Raw genomic sequence first — 4713 nt, forward strand, 5'->3', positions numbered from 1 at the left:
CCGACGCCAACTCCCACACCTACTGCAACACCCACCCCAACGCCCACTCCAACGCCAACCCCCGCTGCTCAGTTCTATGTCGATCCGATTCTTGGTCTTAATACCCACCCGGGCACTTCACCTGCTCAGCCATTTAAAACCGTAGAACATGCTATAGAGTCTCGTAGCGTTCAAGCCGCAGCAGGTCTTGGGGGCGGGACAAATGTTATTGTAAGGATCATTCGTAGCGGTGTCGAGACGGTCAACCCTGCTAACTCTAACAATGTTGTAAGTACCGATTTACCAACTGGATCCATCACGATAGTTCCTGACGCTGGCGTTGACTTTGAGCTCAATTTGAACGGTAGTCGTTTAATTCTCGAGAGGGGCAACAAGCTGCAAGGGTTTAGCATTACCAGCGGGGATCCCGGCGGTTCCGGCAATAGGGCAGCTGCCATTGAGCTCAGGGCGGGGGGCACGCCTTTGAAAGACATGGTTATTGACTGCACAGATATTACCACTAGCGGGGCCAGTACAGTTGGTGGAGGCGACAAATGTGTTCATGTAACATCAGGTCCAGGCACAGGTTTAGGCACTGTTGTTACTCTTGAGAACGTACGCATTACCATTCCAAGCGACAAAAACTTTGTTACTGGCATTCTTCACGAGGGCAGGGGTACCTTGAAGGTCACTAATAGTTCCGTTGTGGCTTTATTGTCAGGGAACGCTAAGGGCGTTGTAGGTATCTATGGGAAAAAACCTTCCGGCTCTGTGGAGGTGGTTGGAAGCACTGTAAGCTTGAGCGCGATTAAAGCCACAGGAGACAATGTTTTCGCTGTTCTCCTCTCACCCATTGCTTCTGGAAGAGTGGAAGGATCGTCAATTCGGGTAAGAGAAGGAAACTCAGCTTCAGAAATAGCAATTGGAGTTTGTGTTAACGCTAGTGGCACTGTGACTGTGCAAGGCAACACCTTCACAAACACAAACGTTCCTCCTCCTCCTTCAGCTAGTAACAGTATTGCTATCTATAAACAGGGGGGAGATGTGGTTCCCACTCCCATGCCAACTGGCAACACCTTCAACGGCTTCTCTACATCACCACAATCAGACAATCGATATGTAGAACATGGCTCTGGCACTGGCCTTTGTCCCTAACCTTTCCCACCTCTTTCCTTTTTGGCTCCCACTGAGGGGCCTTTTCTATGCCAAAGTGGCCATGCCGGGCAACAGCCGCAGGACCATCGGCAGCTCAGGTCTTGTCCTAGGACAAGAGCTGCGTCTTGCTTCCCTTCTCCTAGCAGACTCCCAGCGGGGCCTTTTTTTGTTGCCGCCCTAGGCTAGGCTGGGCATCTCCCTGGGGTTAGCAGGTCCTCAGGGAAGCAAGCGGAGCTCTCCCCCAATTGGGCCAAAAACCGCATCGTTCCCCAGGAAAAGCCCCTCCCCTGGGGGCAGGCGGCGCCCTTCTGGAGGCAGGGTATAGGGATCCGCAGCAGCCAGGTTAACGCCTGTGAACCCCAAGTCCTGCATGGCTGCAGCCGTAATACGACTAAGAGCAGGGCGTGCAGGTGGCGGTGGCAGCACCGGCGTCATCAGCTCCAACCCTAGGGTTCGCCGCCAGTGACCTTCGGGAGGTGGCTCAACCTGCACCGGCACATTCCCCGATCCGCCCAGGCTGTTGTACTCAGCAGTGGCCTGCCGGCCGGCAAAGCGCGGGTTGGTGGTGCCGCTGTTGAGGAGAAAAGGACGCCAGTTGGGAACGGTGCCGAACCCCAGAGCATGGCCCAGCTCGTGCAGGACAACGTCAAAGAGGGATCTCTGCTCCTCTAGCCGATTCAAATCCGCTGGGTCGATCCCAATCCTGGCATAGGGGATGATGCGGATCCCAGGCCGAAGGGGGCCACAGGGGCCTGCTTGACCCACAGCCTTACCCGGACCATCACTCTCAGGGGGGCTGGAGAGGAGCCGGGCGCCGGTTACTTGAACCAAGAGATCATCCACAGGACGATTGACCAGGGGAGTCGGGGGGAAACCAGCTCCGCAGAAGCCAGCCTCCAGAGTTACGGTTACATCAGGCAGATCCCCGGTGATGATCTGCTCCCAGCGCCGGGCTGCCCGAAGCACAACCTCTCGCTGGGAGGGGCTGAGGCTGTTGTCGATGAATTCAATCTCGATGTTGAAGCCGCCAGCAGAGGGAGTGGGCGAAGCCGTGGGAGAAGGAGTGGGTGCCGGGGCAACCAGAGCAGTCCTAAGCTGGAAAGCACCCGTAGCACCAGGGTCGTAACTGCTAACCCGCACCAAGTAGTTGATTCCAGCTTGCACAACCAAGTCGAGCTGGGAATTCGTACTCTCCCCAAAGTCGTCGTTTTCGGCAATCACCTCCCCGGTAGCCTGGTTAACGATGAAAAGGTAAGTATCGAAGTCGATACTGGAAAGCTGGATCCGCACCGTTTGCCCCGCAGGCGCGCTGAGCAGGAAATCCTGAATGAAGTGAGTAGGACGACGGGGATCCCGAGGGCTACTGGTGGTCAAGCGCCCTGTAACCGCCTGCGGCACCCCCAGGGTGGGGATCCCAGGTGGTGACGGCGAAGGCGAGGCGGTTGGAAGCCCTGTGGGCGGAACAAATCCCGGCCCTGGCAATCTGGCCGCCTGTTCAGGCGTCAGGTTGAGGGGAGGTTGCAGCCGCAAAACGGTGTTGACGAAGGTGTTGATGCGGTTGGCATCGCGGCTCTGCAAAGTGGCAACGGCAAACAAAATAGCCGCATCCCGAATGGTGCCTGGCGTGCCATCCCCATCAAAATCGGAGATGGCCACCGGATTGGGGTCGGCCGTGGTCACCTCAGCCAAGGTGAGAGGAGGCTGCACCCGCAAAACGGTGTTGACAAAGCTGACAATCTGGCTGGGCTGGGTGATCCCGCTGGCAATGGCAAAGGCAATGGCGGCATCGCGGATGGTTACCGATTGCGGGTTGCCGTCGTAGTAGGCAGCAACGCCTCCTTCTGGGGCGGGCGATGAAGTCTCTGGGCGACTGAGGAGGCTGGGCCCGCTAGCTAGCCCACAAGCAGCCAGAATTCCAAGGAGAAAAGTTGCCATTAACCAAAACAGCCGCTTGCGGGGGCTCATCGAAGGATCCCTCTTCCCGACTCCCCTGAATTCTAGGTTAGGTAGTTACAAAACACCCCACCACTATACCATCCTCAGGCTTTTCTGGATTTGCCTCAGTCTTTTGCTTGCTGTGCAGTACGATAGGGTGCGTGCTAAGAGTGTTGGGATACCCAAAAACAGGAAGACTGCCATGGCAGAGAAAGTTGTGTCCAACCCCGTACAGGCGCAGTTTGACGAGTTTCCCTACCCGAATGTGCCGATTGAGCAGACGGTTACCGACAACCTTGCCTTGTTTGCCAACAGCCTTACGACGGCCAGGTACCTGCGGGATCGCAAGGTGGTATTGCCGGAAGGCAAGGTGATGCTCAATGCCGGCTGTGGCTCCGGTTGGGAAACTTTGGTTTTGGCAACGGCCAACCCCGGCGCTCGCTATGTGGGTGTGGATATTTCGCCGGAGTCCATCAAGATGGCAGAGCAGCGCTTTAAGTTCCATAAGATTGAAAACGCCCGCTTTCATGTTATGGACATTACCGACATGACGGCGCTGGGGGAGGAGTTTGATTTTATTGCCTGCAACGACGTTCTCTACCTACTGGACGACCCGGTTGCCGGTTTGAAAGGCATGCGGCAGGTGCTCAAGCCCGATGGGATCATCCGCACCAATGTTCATAGCCTTTATCAGCGGCAGTTTATCTTCAACATGCAGGATGCGATGGAGCTGCTGGGGGTGATGGACGAGCCGGCAGCCAAAGCGGTGCCCCTGCTACGAGAGGTGATGGAAGCGCTCACCGACGCCAGCTTTGTGAAGAGCCACTGGAACGGCGATGCCATCAAAACCACAGCGGGGATCCTGGCCAACTTCCTGCTGCGCAGCGACAAGGGCTTTACGGTGCCGCAGGTGTTTGAGATGTTGAGGCAGGCCGGCCTCGAGTTTATTAGCATGGTGAATTGGCAGCAGTGGAAGTTGGAGAGGGTCTTGACCAAGCCGGTGCCCTACTCGATGCGGCAACTCAATAAGTTAAGCGAGGAGCAAAAGCTTCACTTCATCGAGCTGATTTTCCCCAACATGACCCGCTTGATCGACTTTTGGTGCGGGCACCCCGGCATTCCCAAGGCTGAGCCGTTTACAAACGACGAATGGTGGAACGGCACGGTGCAAGCCCACCCCCTTCTGGTGAAGTTGGATGCCAAGCAGGCTTTTCTCAACGCCATTCGGGACAACGGGCCTGTCAACATCAACGGCTGGCCGGGAGCTGAGGGGAACATTACCATCGATCCTTTCTCGGTGCGCTGGCTGGTGGATGTCTTCGGCCCCTTGCCGGTGCCGGTGCAATCTCTAGTCCACAAGACCATGGAGATTATGGACTGGACGCAGGAAGAAGCGTTTAGTCAAGTGTTGGCCAACCTGAAGTTTTTGGAAGAACGCCTGGTCATTCTGCTGGATTCCCCACTTCGCTAGGCAAGTGCAAAGCCAGGACTTACGAAAGCCCCCCTGATTCATACATGGGGGCCTTTTTGGTTGACATACCCCCCGCCCTAAAGGACGGGGATTCTTTCTCAGCCAGCAGAATTGCTCCTACCAACTGAGCTACACAGGGCATGAGGCTGTTCGCGTTAGCGGGACGGAGTCCT

At 56.4% G+C, this 4713-nt stretch carries 2 protein-coding genes and 1 pseudogene; 2 read left to right on the forward strand and 1 reads right to left on the reverse strand.

The window, feature by feature from the left end:
- Positions 1 to 1134: pseudogene (locus NW818_RS10300) on the forward strand (hypothetical protein); the annotation flags it as partial.
- Between the two features lie 216 nt (positions 1135 to 1350).
- Here the strand turns inward: NW818_RS10300 and NW818_RS10305 are convergent.
- Positions 1351 to 3099 (reverse strand): peptidase M8, encoded by a 1749-nt coding sequence (locus NW818_RS10305; protein ID WP_414424491.1) that lies wholly within the window; start codon positions 3097 to 3099, stop codon positions 1351 to 1353.
- 172 nt (positions 3100 to 3271) lie between these two features.
- Between NW818_RS10305 and NW818_RS10310 the strand changes: the two genes are divergently transcribed.
- Positions 3272 to 4540 carry a class I SAM-dependent methyltransferase gene (locus NW818_RS10310; RefSeq protein ID WP_011433202.1) on the forward strand — a complete coding sequence of 423 codons (1269 nt, stop codon included), beginning with the start codon at positions 3272 to 3274 and terminating at the stop codon, positions 4538 to 4540.
- The last annotated feature ends 173 nt before the right edge of the window (positions 4541 to 4713 follow it).

The sequence above is a fragment of the Synechococcus sp. R6-5 genome, assembly GCF_047461775.1.
Classification (GTDB): domain Bacteria; phylum Cyanobacteriota; class Cyanobacteriia; order Thermostichales; family Thermostichaceae; genus Thermostichus.

What these genes read in the sequence shown, in the direction of transcription:
- NW818_RS10305 (WP_414424491.1), bottom strand. Translation starts at nt 3,099, where the DNA reads ATGAGCCCCCGCAAGCGGCTGTTTTGGTTAATGGCAACTTTTCTCCTT.
- NW818_RS10310 (WP_011433202.1), top strand. Translation starts at nt 3,272, where the DNA reads ATGGCAGAGAAAGTTGTGTCCAACCCCGTACAGGCGCAGTTTGACGAG.